The sequence below is a fragment of the Amycolatopsis sp. lyj-109 genome (assembly GCF_046548995.1).
Classification (GTDB): domain Bacteria; phylum Actinomycetota; class Actinomycetes; order Mycobacteriales; family Pseudonocardiaceae; genus Amycolatopsis.
In genome coordinates this window covers 1-18,166 of the sequence record NZ_JAJPWR010000006.1, presented here as the reverse complement: position 1 = coordinate 18,166, position 18,166 = coordinate 1, and the positions used below count along the sequence as shown (strand labels likewise).

Genomic DNA, 18,166 nt, shown 5'->3' with positions numbered 1-18,166 from the left:
GCCGGTACAGCGTCGCCCGATGCTAGCCACCGGGCCGGGCCGGCGCGCGGTTAGGGCGGAACTGGCCGGAATTGCCCGGATCCGCGCGAGGGTTGGGCGTCCCGCGGCCGGGGTACTCCCGACGTGCTTGCTTCATCTCAGCCCGGACGGACTTGCGACACACCGGCGCCGCGGCACCGAAATGGCCGCTTGCGCTGCGGGAATGTCCGTGCTGGGGGTGGTCGGCAAACCGCGACGCGCCGATCTTGTGATCCGGAAAGGGCTTTTCTTGTCGGTGATCGCCGGTACCGTGGAATGAAAAGCACTCCGAGGAGGTGCCCGATGCATCATGACCTTCCCGGAGGTCGGCGCGAGGAGGCCGACCCTTCAGCAACATCCGGAGCTGGGACGACGGCAGACGAGCAGGCTCGGCAGATCCGTTTTCTCGAGGAAGAAGTGGCGCTGCTGCGCCGCAAACTGACGGACTCGCCACGGCAGAACCGCGTTCTCGAACAGCGGCTCGCCGAGGCCTCGGAAAGGGTGAGCCAGCTCACCGAACGCAACACCAAACTGGTCGAAACCCTGCGCGAAGCGCGAGGACAGCTCCTCGCCCTCCGCGAGGAGGTCGACAGGCTGGCCCAGCCACCGTCCGGGTACGGCGTCTTCGTCGAGGCCTACGAGGACAACACGGTGGACGTCTTCACGGCCGGCCGGAAGATGCGGGTGTCGGTCTCACCCGCGGTCGAGCTCGCGTCGTTGCGCCGCGGTCAGGCGCTTCGGCTCAACGAGGCGCTCACCGTGGTCGAGGCCGGCGGCTTCGAACGCATCGGCGAGGTCTGTGCGTTGCGCGAGGTGCTCGCCGCCGACGTCGAGGGCGGCAGCCGTCGTGCGCTGGTGGTCGGGCACGCGGACGAAGAGCGGGTGGTCCTGCTCTCCGATCTGCTGGCCGAGCAGCCGCTCAAGCCGGGCGACTCGCTCCTGGTCGACTCCAAGGCCGGGTACGCGTACGAGCGCGTGCCGAAGGCGGAGGTCGAGGACCTGGTGCTGGAGGAGGTGCCCGACGTCCGCTACGAGGACATCGGTGGCCTCACCCGGCAGATCGAGCAGATCAGGGACGCGGTCGAGCTGCCGTTCCTGCACGCCGACCTGTACCAGGAGTACCAGCTGCGACCGCCCAAGGGCGTACTGCTCTACGGCCCGCCGGGCTGCGGCAAGACGCTCATCGCCAAGGCGGTGGCGAACTCGCTGGCCAAGAAGGTGGCCGCGGCGCGGGGCGACAACGAGGACGGGAAGTCCTACTTCCTGAACATCAAGGGTCCCGAGCTGCTCAACAAGTTCGTCGGGGAGACCGAGCGGCACATCCGCCTGATCTTCCAGCGAGCGCGGGAGAAGGCCTCCGAGGGCACCCCGGTGATCGTGTTCTTCGACGAGATGGACTCGATCTTCCGGACCCGTGGTTCGGGCGTGTCGTCCGACGTCGAGACCACGATCGTGCCCCAGCTGCTGTCGGAGATCGACGGTGTCGAAGGCCTGGAGAACGTCATCGTCATCGGCGCCTCCAACCGCGAGGACATGATCGACCCGGCGATCCTGCGGCCGGGCCGGCTCGACGTCAAGATCAAGATCGAGCGTCCGGACGCCGAAGGCGCGAAGGACATCTTCTCCAAGTACCTGGCCGAAGGCCTGCCGATCCACGCCGACGACCTCGCCGAGTTCGGCGGCGACGCCAAGGCGACGTTCGACGCGATGATCCAGCACACCGTCGAGCGGATGTACGAGGAGAGCGACGAGAACCGGTTCCTCGAGGTGACCTACGCCAACGGGGACAAGGAAGTCCTGTACTTCCGCGACTTCAACTCGGGCGCGATGATCCAGAACATCGTCGACCGGGCGAAGAAGTCGGCGATCAAGTCGGTGCTGGAGACCAAGCAGCCCGGTCTCCGCGTGCAGCACCTGCTCGACGCGATCGTCGACGAGTTCGCGGAGAACGAGGACCTGCCCAACACCACCAACCCGGACGACTGGGCCCGGATCTCCGGCAAGAAGGGCGAGCGGATCGTCTACATCCGCACGCTCGTCACCGGCAAGAACCAGGACTCGGGGCGGGCGATCGACACCGCCACGAACACCGGTCAGTACCTGTAGTTCGAACGCGCGATGGGGCGGTTGCCGAAGCAACCGCCCCGCCGGCTGAGGCGGGTGGGGTCTGCTTGCGGAAAGCGCAAGCCGGCCCCACCCGTCTCGTGTTTTTTGGGGTGCACCCCCCAAACCCCGCCCGAGGGCAAGCCCCCGGACCCCCGGCCGGGTCACTTCGCGTCGGCGAGCTCGGCTCCGGCCCTGGTCGAGCGGCGACGGCGCAGCTTCCCGTGGGCGGCGAGGATCCCCAGCACCACCAGCAGCGCCCCGGCCGGCTGGTTCCAGCTCACCGGTTCACCGAGCACGAGCACGCCGAGCAGCACGCCGACCACCGGCGTCAAGTACGTCACCGCGGAGGCGTTGGCCGCGCCCCAGGCGGCGATGATCCGGGTGTTCCAGGCGTACGCGATGCCCGTGCCGAAGACGCCGAGGGCGATCATGCTCGCCACCACCGGCACGGTCAGGTGCACCGGCGTCGCCGCGATCGCCGGGGTCAGCAGGCCCAGGATCACCGTCGCCGACGCCGTCTGCCCGAACGCGACGACCACCGGATCCGTCCCACGAGGTGAGACGAACCGGCGCAGGTACACGAAACACGCGCCGTAGCACGTCGTCGCGCCGAGGCAGGCCAGCTGGGCCGTCAGCTGGTGGGACACGTCGATGCCGTGCCACACCCCGACGATCGTGAGCACGCCGGCGAACCCGAGCAGCAGGCCGAGCACCCGGGGCGGGGTGAACCGCTCCTCCGGCAGCGCCGCGGCCGCCAGCAGCATCGTGACCAGCGGCGTCGTCGCGTTGAAGATGCTGGCCAGCCCGGACGAAATGTACTGCTCCGCCCACGAGAACAGCAGGAACGGCACGACGCACAGCAACACCGACACGGCCGCGAGGTGCCCCCACAACACGGGATCACGGGGCAGCGGCCGCCGGCGCACCAGCAGGATCACGGCCAGCGCCAGCGCACCCAGCGCGACGCGGGCGAGCGCGACCTGGCCGGGGGAGAGCCCGCCGAGACCCACCTTGATGAATAGGAAACTCGCACCCCACACCACGGCCAGCAGCGCGAACCGCACCGTGACCCCGAACTCCGCCCATCGCATGGCCCGCAGTCAAACCGCCGGACCGGCCGCGAAGCCAGTGGTTTTCCGACGCCGCGTTGGGTATAACGACCTATACCATGGCGCAGGAATGGCAGGCGGCGGTCGAGTACGTCGAGGCCCGCACCGAGGGGCCGCCGGTGCCGGCGGGCCTGGACGTCACGATCCACTTCCACCCGGACCGGCCGGCGGGGTCCGTGCCGTTGCTGCGGCACTGGCTGACCGACGGTGTCTACCGCTCGCAGTTCGAGACCGGTACGGGCAACGGCGGCCTGACCGCACACCCCGGCGGGGACCGGTGGCGCTGGGAGCACCGGATGTTCGGCGGTGTCTACGACGAGCTGCCGCCGTCGGCCCGCCCGAAGTACGGCTCGCTCAACCGCCGCCGCCGTACGGCCGGTGGCTCGATCCGGTTCGGGTCGGCCCACTTCCGGCTCAAGCGGGAAGTGCTGAGGCGCACGACGTTCTGCTACCCGGACAGCTTCAGGGAGCCGGCCCACTTCGGCACGGTGACGCACATGCCGCTGATCCCGCTCGTCGATGCCGACGCTCCCGACGAGCTCGACGACTACATCGAGGCCCACGTGCACGGCCCGCTCCGGCTGCCCGACGACGTCGCCGCGCTCGTCCTGGACCCGTCCTTCCGCGGCACCGACGTCGAGGCGGCGGCAGCGGAGTTCCCGATCCCGACATACTGGCACCACGGGTTCCGGCTCTCGGTGACGGAACTCGCCCGGCACGCGGACTACCGCGGCGAGGACGTCGTGCGGGCCGGCGAGGACATCGCCGAGGACGGGTGGCTGGACGCCCGTGTCATCGGTGACGCCGTCCGCGCCGACCGGCACGATCCCCAGGTGCTCAAGCGGGTGTGGCACTGCACCGCGCGGTTCGGCCTACGCGGGTAGCAGCGCCTCGGTCAGCCGGCGCCAGTGCGGCATCGCCGAGGTGCCCGGCTCGACGCCGATCACCTGGATGCCGATGTGGTCCGCGCCCGCCTCCAGGTGCGCGCTCAGCTTCGCGGTGATGGTCTCGAGGTCGCCCCAGAACACGAGGTCGTCGACGAGCCGGTCGCTGCCGCGGTCGATGTCCTCTTCGGTGTAGCCGAGCCGGAGGAACTTGGCGATGTTGTACGGCGTGGTGAGGTACGGGTGCAGGTGCTTGCGGGCGACCTCGCGCGCCCTGGCCGCGTCCGTCTCGAACAGCACCGCGTGCTCGACGCCCAGGAACGGCTCCGCGCCGAGGATCTCCCGCGCCTGGGCCGTGTGCTCCGGCGTCACGTGGTAGGTGTGCGCGCCGGCCGACCGGTCGCGGGCCAGCTCCAGCATCTTCGGGCCGTAGGCGGCGAGGATCCGGCGCACCGGCGAGCGCGGTGCCGGGTTGACCTTCGGGTCGGCGTCCAGGGCGTCGAGGTAGTCGTTCATCGCCCGGAGCGGCTTCGCGCCGGGCTTTCCGGCGCCGAAGCCGAGCCCGAGCAGGTGGCGGTCCGGGTAGGCGTCGGCCAGCAGGACCGCCGCGCCGCGGGTCCACTGCGCCTCGCGGGACCAGATCTGCGCGATGCCGTTCACGACGGTGAGGCGTTCGGTGGCCGACAGCAGGAACCCGGCGTGCGTCAGGGCCTCGCGTCCTTCGCTCTCCGGGATCCAGATCGCCGGCCAGCCGAGTTCTTCCAGCTCCTGCACCGAGTCCCGGATCAGGCCGGCCGGCTGGTCCTCGAAGTCGAACGTCCAGATCCCGTAGCGGCCGAGCCGCAGGTTCTTGATCATGCTCATAGATCGAAGTATTGCGGATCTTCGATATGAAGAGACGAAGGGGGTGGTGCAGCGGGGGAGCAGCTGGTCAGAGGGTGTGGCCGAGGGTGGCGACGAGCTCGGCGATCCGGGCTTCGTCCCGCTTGTAGTGCGTCCACTTCCCGACGCGGGTCGCCCGGACCAGCCCGGCGCGCTGCAGCTCCGCCATGTACGCCGACACGGTCGACTGCGCCAGCCCGGTCTTCTCCTGGATGTGGGTCACGCACACGCCGACCTCGACCGGATCGGCGATGGCCCGCTCGACCGGTCTCTGCTCGTCGAAGAAGTGCCGCACCGGCTCCCGAAGCCACCGCAACACCTGCAGCCGCACCGGATTCGCGAGCGCCTTGAACACGTCGAGCAGCTGCTCGACGTGCGGTTCGGGACCGGATCCGGGTTCGATGTGCGCAGTCATGGGCTTCGAGATCAGCATAACCGCACCCGGCGTGTGCTCCCCGGTCCCGCGCGTATAACGACCTATACTCAGCGCCGTGACCGAAGAAACCCGGCCCCGCGCACCCATCACCGAAGCCGACGTCCTGGCCTGGCTGGAGACGACGGCGGCCGCCGTCGAAGCGGGGGAGGTGCCCGCCCAGGAACTCATCGACATGCTCGGCGAGCTGCGCCGCGCGTCCGCGGCCTGCGCCGACGCCTCGGACTGGCTGCTGCTCGCGGCCCGTGAAGGCGGCGCCAGCCTGCGGCAGATCGCCCCCGTCTTCGGCAAGGGCTACGTCCGCGCCCCGGCCGCGCGCCTCGAAAAGCTGCACCGCCAGGCACAGACCGCGGGTCAGTGGCTGGCCATCCTGCGGCACAAGCAGACCGCATGAGCGCGCGCGTGGACCGCATCGCCCTCGGCCTGGCGGCACTGGGCCGTCCCGCCTACATCAACCTGGGCCGGGGCGGGGCGCTGCCGCCGGTGCGGGACGTCGCTTCGATGCGCGCGGCGACGTTCGCGGTCCTCGACGACGCGTACGCCGCGGGCGTCCGGCACGTCGACGTCGCCCGGTCCTACGGGCGTTCCGAGGAGTTCCTGGCCGGTTGGCTGGCCGAGCGCGGGCACCTGGACGTCGAGATCTCGAGCAAGTGGGGCTACGCCTACGTCGGGGAGTGGCGGCTGGACGCCGACGTCCACGAGGTGAAGGAGCATTCGGCGGTCCGGTTCGCGACGCAGTGGGCGGAAACCCTGGCGCTGCTGGGCGATCGGGTCGGGCTCTACCAGGTGCATTCGCTCACTGTGGACAGTCCGCTCTTCACCGACGAGCCGTTGCTCGAGGCGCTCGCGGAGTTGTCCGCGAACGGGGTCGCGGTCGGGTTTTCGACGTCCGGGCCGGCCCAGGCGGAGGCGATCGAGCGGGCGTTCGCGCTGGAGGTGGCCGGGCGGCCGGTGTTCTCGGCGGTGCAGTCGACGTGGAACGTCCTGGAACCGTCCGCGGGGCCGGCCCTGGCCGCGGCGCACGCGGCGGGGAACCGCGTACTGGTCAAGGAAACCCTGGCCAACGGCAGGCTGGTGGTCGAAGCGCCGGCCGCGGTCCGCGAGATCGCCGCCGCACACGGGACCGGGCCGGACGCGGTCTCGGTGGCGGCGGTGCTGGCGAACGACTGGGCCGGCCGGGCGGTCATCGGCCCGGCGAGCCCGGCGCAGCTGGCGGCGAACCTGCGCGCCACCACGCTTTCCCTGAGCACGACGGAGGTGGCCGTGCTGGCCGGCGTGGCGGAGGATCCGGAGGAGTACTGGCGACACCGGTCCTCGTTGCGGTGGGACTGAGGCGCTGCACTACTCTGCGCAGGCACGAGAACCGGATGACAGGAGTCGAGGTGCGTCATCGGCAGGCGATCGCGTTGGCCGCGGTCGCGTTGGTCGGCCTCACCGGCTGCGACGGGCCCGACCCGAACAACCTCGAGACGTACTACGACGATCCGGTGACCACGTCGGCGCCGGTCCACGCGGAACCGCGGGTGAGTCAGGCTCAGGCCGCGCCGGAGAAACCGGCGGTCCCCGATCTCGGGCCGCTCGCGGAGCGGGCGCTGCTGACCGACGCCGATGTCGCGGAAGAAGGCGTCGAGCCGGCTTCCGGCGAGGTCTCGGGGTGCCTGGCGGATGGGCCGTCGGTGGGCAGCCGGACAGCGACCTGGCGCTACCCCGGCGCGTCGCTGCTGAGCCACCGTGTCCTCGCGTTCCCGGACCGGTCGGCCGCCCAGGCCGTCGCGGAGACCGAGTGCGCGGGCAAGACGGTGAGCGTCCCGGTCCAGCCCGGGGTCGAGCTGCAGCGTGCCTGGCGCGACGGCAAGACCTGCACGGTGATGCTGGCCAAGGGAAGCCTGGTGTCCGAGCTGACGGTCTCGGCGAGCACGGAGGCCCGGGCGGTCGACGCGGCGAAGCGGCTGCTGCCCGCGATGACGGCGAAGCTCACCGCTCAGCAGTAGCGGCGGAACCATTCCTGGACGCCTTCGCGGCCATCGGGGATGAACGGCAGCGCGGGGGCCGGGTCGTCGATCCAGGCCCGCAGCTCTTCCAGCGGGATCCAGCGACCTTCGGCGATCTCTTCGGCCTGGTGGCGGATCGGGCCGTCCCAGCGGACTTCGAAGGCGAAGTTGTGGCAGCGGTTGCGGCCGTCGTCGTAGACCTTGGTGAACAGGGGCACGGGTTCCACTCCCTGGACGCCGAGTTCTTCGGCGAGTTCGCGGCGGGCGCACTCGGCCGGGGTCTCGCCCGCGGCGACCACCCCTCCGGCCCAGCAGTCCCAGGTGGAGGGGAACACGTCCTTACCGGGCGTGCGCAGATGCACGTAGACCGCGGTCCCGTCACCCGAACGGACCAGGACGACGCCGGCGGCGTGCCACAGCGCATCGGCGCGGACGCGGGCGCGGCTGGTTTCGCCGACCACCGCGCCGGCCTGGTCATAGAGGGCAACGAGTTCGTCACTGCCTGGCATGGGTGCATCGTTCCACTAGGACGACCCCGTAGGGTGGTGACATGCGGCGGATCATGGGAACCGAAGTCGAGTACGGCATCTCCGTGCCGGGCGACGCGACGGCGAACCCGGTACTCACCTCCACCCAGGTCGTGCTGGCCTACGCGGCGGCGGCCGACATCCCGCGCGCCCGGCGGGCGCGGTGGGACTACGAGGTGGAGAGCCCGTTGCGGGACGCGCGCGGGTTCGACCTGACCGGCCCGAGCGGGCCGGGGCACGACCCGGACGTCGAGGACCTGGGCGCGGCGAACGTCATCCTGACCAACGGGGCGCGGCTGTACGTCGACCACGCGCACCCGGAGTACTCGGCGCCCGAGGTGACGAACGCGCGGGACGCGGTCATCTGGGACAAGGCGGGCGAGCGGGTGATGGAGGAGGCGGCGATGAAGGCCGCTTCCGTGCCGGGCCAGCCGCGGCTGCAGCTGTACAAGAACAACGTCGACGGCAAGGGCGCGAGCTACGGCACGCACGAGAACTACCTGATGGCGCGGTCGACGCCGTTCACCGCGGTGATCGCGGGGCTGACGCCGTTCTTCGTGTCGCGGCAGGTGGTGACCGGCTCGGGCCGGCTCGGGATCGGCCAGCAGAGTGAAGAGGCCGGGTTCCAGCTCTCCCAGCGTGCGGACTACATCGAGGTCGAGGTCGGCCTGGAGACCACCCTCAAGCGCGGGATCATCAACACCCGCGACGAGCCGCACGCGGACGCGGACAAGTACCGGCGGCTGCACGTCATCATCGGCGACGCGAACATGTCGGAGTACTCGACGTACCTGAAGGTCGGGACGACGGCCCTGGTGCTGGACCTGATCGAATCCGGCATCCGGTTCGACGACCTGAAGCTGGACGAGCCGGTCAAGGCGGTGCACCAGATCAGCCACGACCCGACGCTGAAGACGCAGGTCGCGCTGGCCAACGGCAAGAAGTACACCGGGCTGGACCTGCAGTTCGCCTACCACGAGATCGCTTCCCAGAACCTCGAGCGCACGGAGGCCGACGAGGCCTCGAAGGAGGTCCTGCGGGTCTGGGGCGAGGTGCTGGACGCGCTGGCCCGCGACCCGCAGGAGTGCGCGGACCGGCTGGACTGGCCGGCCAAGCTGCGGCTGCTGGAGGGCTACCGGCAGCGGGACAACCTGGCCTGGGGCGCGCCGCGGCTGCGGCTGGTCGACCTGCAGTATTCGGACGTCCGGCTGGCGAAGGGCCTGTACAACCGGCTCGTCACGCGCGGGTCCATGAAGCGCCTGGTTTCGGAGGAAGAGGTGCTGGCCGCGGTGACGACGCCCCCGTCGGACACCCGGGCCTACTTCCGCGGCCGGGCGCTGGAGAAGTACGCGACGTCGATCGCGGCGGCTTCGTGGGATTCGGTCATCTTCGACGTGGGCAAGGAGTCGTTGGTGCGGATCCCGACCTTGGAGCCGCTGCGGGGGACGAAGGCGCACGTCGGCAAGTTGCTGGACAACGCGGCGACGGCGGAGGAGCTCGTGGAGGCGCTCACCGGTTCGGACTAGGCGGGACGCACCAGCGATCGCGGCGTGACCCCGAATGTCGGGGCCGCTGGGTAGGCTAGGAAACATCAGCCAGACCGGGAGGCGAGATGGCCCAGGAAAAGATCGAAAAGCACGGCGGTGGTGACTCCGACGAGGAGTTCGACGACACCGGCGCGGCGGGTCAGGAGCGGCGCGAGAAGCTCGGCGAGGACGTCGACACGATCCTCGACGAGATCGACGACGTGCTCGAGGAGAACGCCGAGGACTTCGTCCGGGCCTACGTGCAGAAGGGCGGCGAATAGCCGCTCGGAGGGCACTGCGCCCTTGCCGACCGTTCAGCCGGCGGCCGGGGCTCCGCGTGGCGTCCTCGCCCGCGCGGGGCTCTGGTCCCTCTGGCCCGCACAGATGGGATTTTTGAGCACGTATGGACAACACCAGGGGCATCTCGGGTCCCGCGCTGCCTGCGACGTACTTCTCCTCGGCGACGTCGTCGTTTTCGGATTTCCTGCGCGTGCAGGCGCCGGAGCTGCTGCCCGAACGGCGCGTGGCGCCGGGAGTGGCGGAGCTGGGCATCCCGCACGGGACGACGATCGTCGCGTGCACGTTCGCGAGCGGCGTGCTGATCGCCGGTGACCGGCGGGCGACGTCGGGCAACCTGATCGCGAGCCGCGACATCGAAAAGGTGCACGTCACCGACGAGTACTCGGCGGTCGGCATCGCGGGCACGGCGGGGCTGGCCGTGGAGATGGTGCGGCTGTACGCGGTCGAGCTGGCGCACTACGAAAAGATCGAGGGCGTTTCGCTGTCGCTGGACGGCAAGACGAACAAGCTGGCCGGGATGGTCAAGGCGAACCTCGAGATGGCGATGGCCGGGCTCGCGGCGATCCCGTTGTTCGTGGGGTACGACCTGGAGGCCGAGGACGCCAAGCACGCCGGGCGGATCGTGTCGTACGACGCCGCGGGCGGGCGCTACGAGGAGCACGGCGGCTACGCGGGCATCGGCTCGGGTTCGCTGTTCGCGAAATCGGCGTTGAAGAAGCTGCACGACCCGGACGCCGACGTCGAGGGCGCGGTGCGGGTCGCGGTGGAGGCGCTGTACGACGCGGCGGACGACGACACCGCCTCGGGCGGCCCGGACCTGGTGCGGCGCATCTTCCCGAGCGTCGTGACGATCACCGCCGAGCACGGCGCCGTCCAACTGCCGGAGTCGGAGACGGCGGCGGTCGCGGAGGCCGTGGTGGCGGGCCGGACCGAGCGCCAGCAGCGCCGGCTGTCCTGACCGGAGCCGGACCAGTGAACGTTGGAACACCGAAAGACCTGGAGCGCACACCGTGACGATGCCGTTGTATGCCTCTCCCGAACAGCTGATGCGGGAGCGTTCCGAGCTGGCGCGCAAGGGCATCGCGCGCGGCCGGAGCGTGGTGGTGCTGAAGTACGCGGGCGGCGTGCTGTTCGTGGCGGAGAACCCGTCGGCGACGTTGCACAAGGTCTCCGAGATCTACGACCGGATCGGCTTCGCCGCGGTCGGGCGCTACAGCGAGTTCGAGAACCTGCGCGTGGCGGGCATCCGGCACGCGGACCTCAAGGGCTACCAGTACGACCGGCGTGACGTGAGCGCGCGGGCATTGGCGAACGCGTACGCGGCGACGCTGGGCAGCATCTTCACCGAGCAGCTGAAGCCGTTCGAGGTGGAGGTCTGCGTCGCGGAGGTCGCCGCAAGCGCGGCGGAGGACCAGCTGTACCGCCTGACCTACGACGGCTCGATCTTCGACGAGCCCCAGTACGTCGTGATGGGCGGCCAGAACGAGAAGATCGCGGCCAAGCTGAAGGAGACGTTCGAGGACGGCCTGGACCTCCAGGCGGCCCTGGGCGTGGCGGTGGCGGCCCTGCGCACCCCAACCCAGCCGCCGGCGGCATCGACTTCGGCGGGCTCGTCGTCCTCGGCGACCGCTTCGTCGTCGAACAGCAACGGCGAGGCCGACCCGATCAAACTGGAGGTGGCGGTCCTGGACCGCGACCGCCCACGCCGCTCGTTCCGCCGCCTGACCGGAGCAGCGCTGGACACGCTCCTCCCGGTCCCGGACCCCCAGGGCGAGGAGCCGGAGGCCAAGCCGGACAGCGAGTGAGTTCGTGAACGGAAGCGGGGCGTGGCCAGGCGGGCCACGCCCCGCTTCCATTGTTTCGCCCACCCGCCACCCGCCACCCGCCACCCGCCACCCGCCACCCGCCACCCGCCACCCGCCACCGGGCGACGGCGAGCAGGTCCGGTAGCGGCACCAAACGAACGCCAACCGCCGGCCACACCCCCCTGCCGACCACCACCCCGGCAGAGGCACCACCCGGCCAAAAACCCGCCCGAGACCCCACCCTCACGAAGTAGCCGGAGACGTCCGAAAGTTCTGATCCGCAAAGGCCAGCAGGTACGGCAGCGTCGCCCGGGCCGTGTGCCAGGTGTGGTTGAAGCCGCGTTCGGCGTGCACGACCGCCTCCTGGCCCCGAGCGTGCAGGGCGTCGGCGATCCGGCGGGCCGTCGATACATCGGTCGGTGCGCCGGTGCCGACCGCGAGCATCACCGAGATCGGTGCGGGGAACTGCATCGTCGGCAGGTAGCGGCGGGGCGTGTTGGCGGCGATGACCGCGCGGTTGCCGTTGAGGATGCCGACCGAGTCGTTGAGGTCGTCGTAGGGCAGCGCGATCACCAGCGTGGCGAACTCGTCGACGTGGTGCAGGCCGATGTTGAGCGCGCCGAAACCGCCGCCGGACATGCCGCCCAGTGCCCGGTGGGCGCGGTCGGCCAGGGTGCGGTAGCGCTGGTCGACGGCCGGGACGACGGTGCCGGCCAGGTAGCTCTCCAGTTGGGGGCCGCCGGTCACGTTCAGGCACTCCCAGTCGGTGCTGGGGTTCCCGGCGGTCATGTCGACGCTGACCACGATCATCGGCGCGATGACGTTGGCCTGCTGCAGCGCCAGGAGCGTGCCGGGGGCGTCGCCGGAGGTGAGCCAGTCGCGGGGACCCCCGAAGGGGTAGCCGTGGATCAGGTAGACGACCGGGTAGCGGCGGGTGGGGGCGCTGTCGTACCCGGGCGGGAGGATGACGTAGTTGCTGCCCGACGGGATCCCGTGAGCGGGATCGGGGAGGTTGACGACGTCGATCCGCTGCCCGGCGGCCGCGGTGCCCGCGCCGGGGCGGGGGGCGGACGACGGCGAATCCGAAGCTGAATCCGAAGCCGATCCCGAGGACGGTTCGGGGGCCTCGCTGCCGTCGTCGAGCAGGCGGCCGGCGAAGTTGACGACACCGGGGCCCCGCTGGAGGAGCCGGGCCAGGTCGTCGGAGGTGCGGACGTACCCGACGTAGCTGTTGAGCGCGGTGATCGCCGCCAGCAGCAGGAGCACGCCGCACGCCGTGAACCCCCAGCGCCGGACGCGGCGGCGGTACCAGAGCGCGACCACGACGGCGAGGACCGCGACGGCGGCTGAGGCGAAGGCGAGCCAGATGAGCGGCGATTCGAGCGGTCCCAGTTCGCGGGCGCGCGCGGTGACGTCACCCGGCAGCACCGGGTCGCTCGCGGCCCGGTGGATGATGCTCGCCAGGCCGTGCCCGTCCATCGAATCCCCGCTCGTCCCCTGGCCGCGGGCAGGTGGGCCCGCAACTCGATCACGAAATTAGCCGGGGGAGGCTGTGGGTTCGTTGAGAGAAGGTAAAGCAACCTTCAGAGGCGGTAGAGCGTCAGGGCCCGGGGACGCGACCGGAAGCGGAACCGGTTGCCGAGCGGGCCGACCTCGCCGTCGGTGGCGACGCGGCGGTTGCCGTCGAGCAGCTCGACGTCCAGTTCGGGCAGGTCGAGCTCCTGGTAGACGTGGCTGGCGGCGAGGCTGCGGGTGATCATCGCCAGCAGGAACCGGGCGCGGGAGTAGGGCAGGTCGGCGCGCAGGTAGCGGATGTCGAGCAGACCGGTGTCGAGCGCGGGCCGCCGGCTCGGGGCGAACCCTTTCGGCGCGTACGTGCCGTTGCCGACGAACAGCAGCCAGACCTGCGTCCGCTTGCCGTTGAGCCGGACGGTCAGCGGCTTGGCGTGCCGCAGCGTCCTGGCCAGCGCGATCGCCGCTGAAGGCCACTTCGGGTGCTTCTCCTGCAGCTTCTCGCGCAGCCGGACCATCTCGGGGTAGCCGCCGAGACTGGCGGTGTTGACGAACCAGCGGTGGGCCTGCTCGCCGGCGCCGTCGATCTCGACTTCGCCCAGGTCGACGCGGACCGCGTTGCCGACCTCGGTCGCGGCGTCGGCATCGGGCATGGAGTTGACGCCGACGTCGCGGGCGAAGTGGTTGAGCGTCCCCGCCGGGACCAGGGCGAGCGGCAGGCCGCGTTCGGCGGCGACCGAGGCCACCGCCGCGACGGTGCCGTCCCCGCCCGCGACGGCCAGCGCGCGGACCGTGCCGCGGGCGTCGATCTCGGCTTCGAGCTGGGTGCGCAGGTCCTGCTTCGGGTCCGGGTAGAGCAGCGTGGCCTTCGGCCAGGCGAACTTGACGTCCTCGGTCGGGTCCTGGCCCGCGACCCCGGAGTTCGGGTTGACGACCGCGAGCATGTCCTCGCCGTCGACCATCTCGGGGGCGTCCGCGTCGTGGGCCGTGCGGCCCGGGACGTCGTCGTGCAGCGGCCACCAGTGCCGGGTGGCCAGGCCGACGCCGACGCCGATACCCAGCCCGACGCCGACGTCGGAGGGCCAGTGCACGCCGGTGTGGACCCGCGAATAGGCCACGGCCAGCGCCAGCGGGGCCACGACGAGCCCGGCTCGCGGCGACTCCATCGCCACCGCCGTCGCGAAGGCGGCCGCGGACGCGGAGTGGCCGGACGGGAAGGATGAGGACGTGGGCCGTTTCCGCAGGCGGCGGCGCATCGGCGTCTCTTCCTCGGCCGGGCGGCGGCGGGGGAACAGGGGCTTGCCGATGAGGTTGGCCGCGGCGCTGGCCCCGGCGATCGCGACGACTCCGCGCAGCGCGCCCCGCCGGGTCGCGCCCTTGCGGGTGGCGAGCAGCGCGGCGACGCCCCACCACAGGCGGGACTTGTTCGCCGATCTCGACAGCGTCATCAGAGCGTCGTCGGCCTTCGAGGCGGGCAGCGATGCACTGCGTCGCATCAGGGCGCGATCGGTCCGGCCGACCTGCCGGAAGGCCCGGATGAGCTGGTGAGACAAGGAGTCCGCCTTCCACGTGACGTCAAGAGCTGTGCTCCAATCGTGCCTGATTCGGGGAGATTTCACCGTCTGTGGCGTACTGGGGGCGTGTCGACGCCCGAACGGCGCACCGTCGGAGGGGGTCCAGCGCCTACTCTGGTGGAATGCAGCGGCGGATCTTTGGCATCGAGACCGAGTTCGGGGTCACGTGCACCTTCCACGGACAACGCAGGCTCTCGCCCGACGAGGTGGCGCGTTACCTCTTCCGGCGGGTCGTGTCCTGGGGACGCTCATCGAACGTCTTCCTGTCGAACGGCTCCCGGCTCTACCTGGACGTCGGCTCGCACCCCGAGTACGCGACGGCCGAGTGTGACGACCTGGTCCAGCTCGTCACGCACGACAAGGCCGGTGAGCGGATCCTCGAGGACCTGCTGGTCGACGCCGAAAGGCGGCTCGCCGACGAGGGCATCGGCGGCGACATCTTCCTGTTCAAGAACAACACCGACTCGGCGGGCAACTCCTACGGCTGTCACGAGAACTACCTGGTGACCCGCGCGGGCGAGTTCTCCCGGATCGCGGACGTGCTGCTCCCGTTCCTGGTGACCCGCCAGCTCATCTGCGGCGCCGGCAAGGTGCTGCAGACCCCACGCGGCGCGGTCTACTGCCTCTCCCAGCGTGCGGAGCACATCTGGGAGGGCGTCTCCAGCGCCACGACCCGTTCGCGGCCGATCATCAACACCCGCGACGAGCCGCACGCCGACGCCGAGCGCTACCGGCGGCTGCACGTCATCGTGGGCGACTCGAACATGGCCGAGCCGACGACCATGCTCAAGGTCGGCTCGGCGAACCTGGTGCTCGAGATGATCGAGGCCGGCGTCCAGTTCCGCGACTTCACCCTCGACAACCCGATCCGGGCGATCCGCGAGATCAGCCACGACCTCACCGGCCGCCGCCAGGTGCGGCTGGCGGGCGGGCGCGAGGCCTCGGCGCTGGACATCCAGCGCGAGTACTACGCCCGCGCGGTCCAGCACATCAAGGACAACGGCACGACCGCGGCGAACGAGCGCGTCATCGAGCTGTGGGGCCGGGCGCTGGACGCGGTCGAGCAGCAGGACTTCGGCAAGATCGACACCGAGATCGACTGGGCGATCAAGCACCGGCTGGTCGAGCGCTACCGGAACAAGCACGACCTGGACCTGTCCAGCCCGCGGATCGCCCAGATCGACCTGGCCTACCACGACATCCGCCGCGGCCGGGGCATCTTCGACCTGCTCCAGCGCAAGGCCCTGGTCCGCCGGGTCACCGACGACGGCGAGATCGAGGCCGCCAAGGACACCCCGCCCCAGACGACCCGGGCCAAGCTGCGCGGCGACTTCATCGCCGCCGCCCAGGCCGCCGGCCGCGACTTCACCGTCGACTGGGTGCACCTGAAGCTGAACGACCAGGCCCAGCGCACGGTCCTGTGCAAGGACCCGTTCCGCTCGGTCGACGAGCGGGTGGAACGCCTGATCAGCTCGCTCTAGCCCGATGTTCGTGAAGGCCACCTTGAGGAACTTGAAGTTCCTCAAGGTGGCCTTCACGAAACTTGAGCACGCGACGAAAGTCGGGGCGGGGGTGCGGCAGGATCGCGGCATGCGTGTCGTGCTGCTCGTGTTCGCCCTGCTCGTTTCGGTCGCGGTTCCGGCGTCGGCGGGGGAGCGCCCGCCGACGTGGGAGCTGAAGCCCACCGGTGTCACCGCCCAGTTCCGCGGGCTGTCCGCGGTCAGCGCGCAGGTGGCGTGGGTCAGCGGCACGCAGGGCACCGTCCTGCGCACGGTCGACGGGGGCCGCACCTGGGCCTCGGTCGGGCCGCCGGGGACCGGGACGCTGCAGTTCCGCGACATCGAGGCGTTCGACGCCGACCACGCCGTGATCCTCTCCATCGGGCCCGGCACCGACTCCCGCGTCTACCGGACCGACGACGGCGGCGCGCACTGGCGCCAGACGTTCCAGAACACCGACGCGGCGGCGTTCTACGACTGCCTCGCCTTCTTCGACCCGTGGCGCGGCCTGGCGATGAGCGACCCGGTCGACGGCCGGTTCCGGGTCCAGGCCACCTTCGACGGCGGCCGCAGCTGGCGCCCGGTCCCCGACAGCGGCTTCCCGCCCGCGCTGCCCGGCGAGGCCGGGTTCGCGGCCAGCGGCCAGTGCGTCACGACGGCCGGGCCGTTCGACGCCTGGCTGGCCACGGGCGGCGGCGCGACCGCCCGCGTCCTGCACTCCGGCGACGGCGGCCGGCACTGGACGGCGTCGGATACGCCGTTGCCCAGCAGCCCGTCGGCGGGCGTGTTCGCCCTGGCCTTCCGCACGCCGTCCCAGGGCGTCGCGATCGGCGGCGATTTCGCGGCTCCGGACGCGCCCGGCCCGGCCGTCGCGCTGACCCGGGACCGCGGCCGGACCTGGACGACCCCGGGCCGGTACCCGGCCGGCTACCGCTCGGGCCTGGCCTGGCGGGGTGGGACGGTGCTGGCGGTCGGCCCGGGCGGCAGCGACCACAGCCCGGACGGCGGCCGGCACTGGACGTCGTTCGGCACCGGAAGCTTCGACAGCGTCGACTGCGCCGGGGCCGCCTGCTGGGCCAGTGGTGCCCAGGGGCGGGTCGCCCGGCTCCGCTAGAGCACCTGGCCGGTCGGGCGGACCAGGATCTCGTTGACGTCCACCGAGGGCGGCTGCTGGAGCGCGTAGAGCACCGCGCGGGCGACGTCGTCCGGCTCCAGCCTGGGCTTCTTGCGCTGTTCCTCGGTGAGGATGTCCGTGTCGGTGATGCCGGGGTTGATCAGCGTGACCCGCACGCCGGTGCCGACGGCTTCCTCGCGGATGGCGCCGGCCATACCGGTCACCGCCCACTTGGTCGCGGAGTAGAGGCTCCCGTTGCGGATGTACCGGCCGGCGACCGAGCCGGTGATGAGCAGGTGGCCGGCGGTTTCCTTGAGCGCGGGGAGCGTGGCCCGGGCGGTGTAGGCCGCGCCGAGGACGTTGGTGCGGACCATCTCGTCCCAGGCCCGAGGATCGGGATCGTCGGTGCCGAAGAAGGACGTCCCGACGCCGATGCCGGCGTTGGCGAAGGCGGCATCGAGCCGCCCGAACCGTTCGACGGTTTCGGCGACGGCACCGGAGATGCCCGCCCAGTCGGCGACGTCGGCGGCGAGGGCAATGGCTGTTCCGTCGCCGAGTTCGGCCGCCAGGGCCGCGACGGATTCGGCGTTGCGGGCGACAAGGGCGACCTTGAAGCCGGACGCGGCGGCCAGGCGTGCGGTCGCGGCGCCGAGGCCGCGGGAGGCGCCGGTGACGAGGAGAACACGATCATTCATGTGCTCCAGGCTAGGGAGGGTTCCCCGGATCTCAAGCGCCCCAATGTGGCCTTGGTTGCGTCTGACGCACCGAAGGCCGCTTGGGTTCATGGGGTGGTTGCAACACCGATGGTTGGAGGGTGTTGTGGCTGGTCGGGTAGGTCGGGTGCCGTTGTTGCGGGATGTGCGGGTGCGGTTTTGGGAGCAGGTGC

At 71.0% G+C, this 18,166-nt stretch carries 18 protein-coding genes; 11 read left to right on the top strand and 7 right to left on the bottom strand.

Annotated elements, in window-relative coordinates:
• Nucleotides 1-321: 321 nt before the first annotated feature.
• Nucleotides 322-2,124 carry a proteasome ATPase gene (gene arc / locus ACLJQF_RS14580; RefSeq protein ID WP_410609062.1) on the top strand — a complete coding sequence of 601 codons (1,803 nt, stop codon included), beginning with the start codon at nt 322-324 and terminating at the stop codon, nt 2,122-2,124.
• A 161-nt stretch (nt 2,125-2,285) separates the two neighbouring features.
• Here the strand turns inward: arc and ACLJQF_RS14575 are convergent, their stop codons facing one another.
• Nucleotides 2,286-3,215 carry a DMT family transporter gene (locus ACLJQF_RS14575; RefSeq protein WP_410609061.1) on the bottom strand — a complete coding sequence of 310 codons (930 nt, stop codon included), beginning with the start codon at nt 3,213-3,215 and terminating at the stop codon, nt 2,286-2,288.
• Nucleotides 3,216-3,292: 77 nt separating this feature from the next.
• Here ACLJQF_RS14575 and ACLJQF_RS14570 point away from each other — a divergent pair, with 77 nt between their 5' ends.
• A complete protein-coding gene (locus ACLJQF_RS14570; protein WP_410609059.1) occupies nt 3,293-4,117 on the top strand; it encodes a DUF3626 domain-containing protein in 825 nt (274 codons plus the stop codon).
• Here ACLJQF_RS14570 and ACLJQF_RS14565 read toward each other — a convergent pair.
• Both ACLJQF_RS14565 and ACLJQF_RS14560 read right to left on the bottom strand, forming a co-directional pair.
• Entirely contained in the window at nt 4,106-4,981 is an 876-nt protein-coding gene (locus tag ACLJQF_RS14565; RefSeq protein WP_410609058.1) for a TIGR03620 family F420-dependent LLM class oxidoreductase, read from the bottom strand. The two genes, ACLJQF_RS14570 and ACLJQF_RS14565, sit on opposite strands and share 12 nt — an antisense overlap.
• A gap of 67 nt (nt 4,982-5,048) precedes the next feature.
• A complete protein-coding gene (locus ACLJQF_RS14560) occupies nt 5,049-5,414 on the bottom strand; it encodes an ArsR/SmtB family transcription factor (RefSeq protein WP_410609057.1) in 366 nt (121 codons plus the stop codon).
• A gap of 76 nt (nt 5,415-5,490) precedes the next feature.
• Here ACLJQF_RS14560 and ACLJQF_RS14555 point away from each other — a divergent pair, with 76 nt between their 5' ends.
• From ACLJQF_RS14555 to ACLJQF_RS14545, 3 genes are read left to right on the top strand one after another with little or no spacing between them, the layout of a single operon-like run.
• The gene (locus ACLJQF_RS14555) at nt 5,491-5,826 is read left to right on the top strand and encodes a hypothetical protein (protein WP_410609056.1); all 336 of its coding nucleotides are present in this window, start codon (nt 5,491-5,493) and stop codon (nt 5,824-5,826) included.
• Nucleotides 5,823-6,764 carry an aldo/keto reductase gene (locus ACLJQF_RS14550; protein ID WP_410609054.1) on the top strand — a complete coding sequence of 314 codons (942 nt, stop codon included), beginning with the start codon at nt 5,823-5,825 and terminating at the stop codon, nt 6,762-6,764. The genes ACLJQF_RS14555 and ACLJQF_RS14550 overlap by 4 nt, the downstream gene beginning before the upstream one ends.
• A gap of 50 nt (nt 6,765-6,814) precedes the next feature.
• Nucleotides 6,815-7,423, top strand: coding sequence for a hypothetical protein (locus tag ACLJQF_RS14545; RefSeq protein ID WP_410609053.1), 609 nt, complete (start codon nt 6,815-6,817; stop codon nt 7,421-7,423).
• Here ACLJQF_RS14545 and ACLJQF_RS14540 read toward each other — a convergent pair.
• A complete protein-coding gene (locus tag ACLJQF_RS14540; protein WP_410609052.1) occupies nt 7,414-7,932 on the bottom strand; it encodes an NUDIX domain-containing protein in 519 nt (172 codons plus the stop codon). The genes ACLJQF_RS14545 and ACLJQF_RS14540 overlap by 10 nt on opposite strands.
• Before the next feature lie 41 nt (nt 7,933-7,973).
• Here ACLJQF_RS14540 and dop point away from each other — a divergent pair, with 41 nt between their 5' ends.
• The 4 genes from dop (at nt 7,974) to prcA (ending at nt 11,581) form a co-directional block, all read left to right on the top strand.
• Nucleotides 7,974-9,476: a depupylase/deamidase Dop gene (gene dop, locus ACLJQF_RS14535; RefSeq protein ID WP_410609051.1), complete on the top strand. Its 1,503-nt coding sequence runs from the start codon at nt 7,974-7,976 to the stop codon at nt 9,474-9,476.
• A gap of 86 nt (nt 9,477-9,562) precedes the next feature.
• Nucleotides 9,563-9,757, top strand: a complete 195-nt coding sequence (locus ACLJQF_RS14530; RefSeq protein ID WP_013226725.1) for a ubiquitin-like protein Pup — start codon at nt 9,563-9,565, stop codon at nt 9,755-9,757.
• 122 nt (nt 9,758-9,879) lie between these two features.
• The gene (gene prcB, locus ACLJQF_RS14525) at nt 9,880-10,734 is read left to right on the top strand and encodes a proteasome subunit beta (RefSeq protein ID WP_410609049.1); all 855 of its coding nucleotides are present in this window, start codon (nt 9,880-9,882) and stop codon (nt 10,732-10,734) included.
• Between the two features lie 52 nt (nt 10,735-10,786).
• Nucleotides 10,787-11,581: a proteasome subunit alpha gene (gene prcA, locus ACLJQF_RS14520; RefSeq protein WP_410609048.1), complete on the top strand. Its 795-nt coding sequence runs from the start codon at nt 10,787-10,789 to the stop codon at nt 11,579-11,581.
• Nucleotides 11,582-11,824: 243 nt separating this feature from the next.
• Here prcA and ACLJQF_RS14515 read toward each other — a convergent pair whose 3' ends face one another.
• Complete coding sequence (locus ACLJQF_RS14515; RefSeq protein WP_410609047.1) at nt 11,825-13,060, bottom strand: alpha/beta hydrolase; 1,236 nt, start codon at nt 13,058-13,060, stop codon at nt 11,825-11,827.
• A 104-nt stretch (nt 13,061-13,164) separates the two neighbouring features.
• Nucleotides 13,165-14,646, bottom strand: a complete 1,482-nt coding sequence (locus ACLJQF_RS14510; RefSeq protein WP_410609045.1) for a bifunctional phosphatase PAP2/diacylglycerol kinase family protein — start codon at nt 14,644-14,646, stop codon at nt 13,165-13,167.
• A gap of 143 nt (nt 14,647-14,789) precedes the next feature.
• Between ACLJQF_RS14510 and pafA the strand changes: the two genes are divergently transcribed.
• Together pafA and ACLJQF_RS14500 are read left to right on the top strand one after the other, a co-directional pair.
• The gene (gene pafA / locus ACLJQF_RS14505) at nt 14,790-16,148 is read left to right on the top strand and encodes a Pup--protein ligase (protein WP_410609044.1); all 1,359 of its coding nucleotides are present in this window, start codon (nt 14,790-14,792) and stop codon (nt 16,146-16,148) included.
• A 109-nt stretch (nt 16,149-16,257) separates the two neighbouring features.
• The gene (locus tag ACLJQF_RS14500; protein ID WP_410609042.1) at nt 16,258-17,280 is read left to right on the top strand and encodes a WD40/YVTN/BNR-like repeat-containing protein; all 1,023 of its coding nucleotides are present in this window, start codon (nt 16,258-16,260) and stop codon (nt 17,278-17,280) included.
• Here ACLJQF_RS14500 and ACLJQF_RS14495 read toward each other — a convergent pair.
• The gene (locus ACLJQF_RS14495) at nt 17,277-17,975 is read right to left on the bottom strand and encodes an SDR family oxidoreductase (RefSeq protein WP_410609041.1); all 699 of its coding nucleotides are present in this window, start codon (nt 17,973-17,975) and stop codon (nt 17,277-17,279) included. The two genes, ACLJQF_RS14500 and ACLJQF_RS14495, sit on opposite strands and share 4 nt — an antisense overlap.
• Nucleotides 17,976-18,166: the final 191 nt, after the last annotated feature.

Coding starts and splice junctions, on each gene's coding strand:
- prcB (WP_410609049.1), top strand. CDS start 9,880: ATGGACAACACCAGGGGCATCTCGGGTCCCGCGCTGCCTGCGACGTAC.
- ACLJQF_RS14515 (WP_410609047.1), bottom strand. CDS start 13,060: ATGGACGGGCACGGCCTGGCGAGCATCATCCACCGGGCCGCGAGCGAC.
- ACLJQF_RS14540 (WP_410609052.1), bottom strand. CDS start 7,932: ATGCCAGGCAGTGACGAACTCGTTGCCCTCTATGACCAGGCCGGCGCG.
- ACLJQF_RS14560 (WP_410609057.1), bottom strand. CDS start 5,414: ATGACTGCGCACATCGAACCCGGATCCGGTCCCGAACCGCACGTCGAG.
- ACLJQF_RS14500 (WP_410609042.1), top strand. CDS start 16,258: ATGCGTGTCGTGCTGCTCGTGTTCGCCCTGCTCGTTTCGGTCGCGGTT.
- pafA (WP_410609044.1), top strand. CDS start 14,790: ATGCAGCGGCGGATCTTTGGCATCGAGACCGAGTTCGGGGTCACGTGC.
- ACLJQF_RS14550 (WP_410609054.1), top strand. CDS start 5,823: ATGAGCGCGCGCGTGGACCGCATCGCCCTCGGCCTGGCGGCACTGGGC.
- dop (WP_410609051.1), top strand. CDS start 7,974: ATGCGGCGGATCATGGGAACCGAAGTCGAGTACGGCATCTCCGTGCCG.
- ACLJQF_RS14530 (WP_013226725.1), top strand. CDS start 9,563: ATGGCCCAGGAAAAGATCGAAAAGCACGGCGGTGGTGACTCCGACGAG.
- arc (WP_410609062.1), top strand. CDS start 322: ATGCATCATGACCTTCCCGGAGGTCGGCGCGAGGAGGCCGACCCTTCA.
- ACLJQF_RS14570 (WP_410609059.1), top strand. CDS start 3,293: ATGGCGCAGGAATGGCAGGCGGCGGTCGAGTACGTCGAGGCCCGCACC.
- ACLJQF_RS14565 (WP_410609058.1), bottom strand. CDS start 4,981: ATGAGCATGATCAAGAACCTGCGGCTCGGCCGCTACGGGATCTGGACG.
- ACLJQF_RS14495 (WP_410609041.1), bottom strand. CDS start 17,975: ATGAATGATCGTGTTCTCCTCGTCACCGGCGCCTCCCGCGGCCTCGGC.
- ACLJQF_RS14575 (WP_410609061.1), bottom strand. CDS start 3,215: ATGCGATGGGCGGAGTTCGGGGTCACGGTGCGGTTCGCGCTGCTGGCC.